This is a genomic window from uncultured Acidovorax sp., assembly GCF_964021665.1.
GTDB lineage: Bacteria > Pseudomonadota > Gammaproteobacteria > Burkholderiales > Burkholderiaceae_C > Acidovorax > Acidovorax temperans.
On record NZ_CAXIAK010000164.1, the window covers coordinates 1 to 1,834 of the forward strand.

The following is a 1,834-nucleotide window of genomic DNA, read 5'->3' on the forward strand; positions in this document are numbered from 1 at the left end:
ATGGCTCTGTACAGCCAGACCACCTGGACGCCTATCTCGATGAATTCGTGTTCCGCTTCAACCGGCGCACATCCAGCTCGCGCGGGATGCTGTTTTACCGCCTACTGCAGCAAGCGGTGGTCACGCCCCCGGTGACATATGCGGATGTCGTGAACAAGAACACAGGGGATAGGCAATCGGATACTATTACTGGATGAAATCACAGTATCAATGTGGTCGCTGGAGCTAAATAGATACCCCTTATAAATATACAGTTTTTTGAGCAAATTGGCTGTAACAACCCGCGCAACTGTGTCCGCACTGGCGCCATGGCACGCCAAGCCATCGCGCAACAGGCACCGTCGGTGACGCTGCAGCGCCTCTGCCAATGCCCGCACACCCCAGTGCGAGATTGCCCGGTGGGCTACAGTCCCGCCCTTTCAATCAACGCAAGGTACTGCCATGGCGCGCAAGCCCCAAATTGTTCTCTCTTCCCTGGATGTTGACCGTATCGAAGCCCTGATTGCAGCGATGCCCGCGAGTGTCTTCCCGGGCAAGATGGAGTTGCAGGCCGAGCTGGACCGGGCAGATGTGGTGGCGCCCGAGGAGATTCCACCCAACGTGGTCACCATGAACTCCACAGTGAAGTTCCTGATCGTCGAGACGGGCAAGGAGTTTTGCCTGACGCTGGTTTACCCACGCGACATGGACGGCAGCGCCGACAAGATTTCCATCCTGGCCCCCGTGGGCAGTGCGCTGCTGGGCCTGGCGGTGGGCGACGAGCTGGCCTGGCCTGGCCCTGGCGGCAAGGCCATGACGGTGCAGGTCAAGGAAATCGTGTACCAGCCCGAAAGCTCGGGCGAGTTGCACCGCTGAGCGCGGGCATGGGGCGGCGGCGCAAGCCCGTACCATACGCCCCCGCGTTCAAGCCCAGTTGCTGCCCAGTTGTACCAGCACCCCGGCCGCCACCAGGCTGGCCTGCCAGCGCAGCAATGTGGGCAGTGACGGCGTGTGCCGCTCCACCCGGCGGTAGAGCCACTGACCAGCCACCAACGACAGCGCAAACGCCGCCACCATGCCCAGCGCGTTGGCGCCGGGCGAGCTGGGCCACAGGCTGCTGACCACCGCGTTGACCAGCAGGCACACCGCGAAGTGGATGAGGAACACCGAGTACGACATTTGCCCCAGTCGCACCAGCGGGGCCACGCCCTGCCACTGGCGTACCGCAGGGGTGCGCATGGCCCACACCAACAGCAAGGCCGTTGCAAGCGCCAGCGCAATGCGCCCCCGGAAATCCAGCAGCAAAGCCACAGCGCCCAGCACGGCCATGGCCCCAACCCAGCCCGCAGCGCGCGGCGCACGGCTGGCCCAGAAGGCCATCATGCCCAGGCCGTAGGCGCCAAAGAAATATACCGCCCACACATCCCACTGAGCGTCGCGGTTGAAGCCCCAGAGCGAGGCAGCCACCCCCGCCACCACTGCCCCCTGCCCCACCCATGCGGCGCGTTGGCGGGGCAGCCCCTGCGGCAGCGCACGCACGGCAGCGAATGCCAAGACGCTGAGGGTGAAGAGCTGAAAATCGATGGCCACGTACCACACGCCTGCCGACAGCGATTCGTGGTCTGCCACGCTGTGCAGCAGCAGCGCGTGGGTGATCAGCTGGGCGACATCTGGGTCTCCGGGCACTGAGGGGTGATCGAACCAGGGCCGTACCAAGGCACTGACCAGCACCGTGACCAGCAACGCCACCACGTAGGGCACCACCAGCCGCACAAACCGCTTGCCCACCTGCTGCCCTGCCGAATCAAAGCGCGCCACGCCTTCCGGTGCCAGGCTGGCTGCAGCGAGGTAGCCG

2 protein-coding genes and 1 pseudogene are annotated in these 1,834 nt (G+C 64.3%); 2 read left to right on the forward strand and 1 reads right to left on the reverse strand.

The window, feature by feature from the left end; genetic code table 11:
- Together AADJ04_RS17915 and rnk are read left to right on the forward strand one after the other, a co-directional pair.
- A pseudogene (locus tag AADJ04_RS17915) lies at positions 1-197 on the forward strand (IS1595 family transposase); the annotation flags it as partial.
- A gap of 244 nt (positions 198-441) precedes the next feature.
- A complete protein-coding gene (gene rnk / locus AADJ04_RS17920; RefSeq protein WP_066692358.1) occupies positions 442-855 on the forward strand; it encodes a nucleoside diphosphate kinase regulator in 414 nt (137 codons plus the stop codon).
- Positions 856-903: 48 nt separating this feature from the next.
- Here the strand turns inward: rnk and AADJ04_RS17925 are convergent.
- A partial coding sequence (locus AADJ04_RS17925; RefSeq protein ID WP_341240444.1) for an acyltransferase family protein occupies positions 904-1,834 on the reverse strand: 931 nt, incomplete at its 5' end.

Excerpts from the sequence above, each read along its gene's own strand:
- rnk (WP_066692358.1), top strand. The coding sequence starts at position 442 with ATGGCGCGCAAGCCCCAAATTGTTCTCTCTTCCCTGGATGTTGACCGT.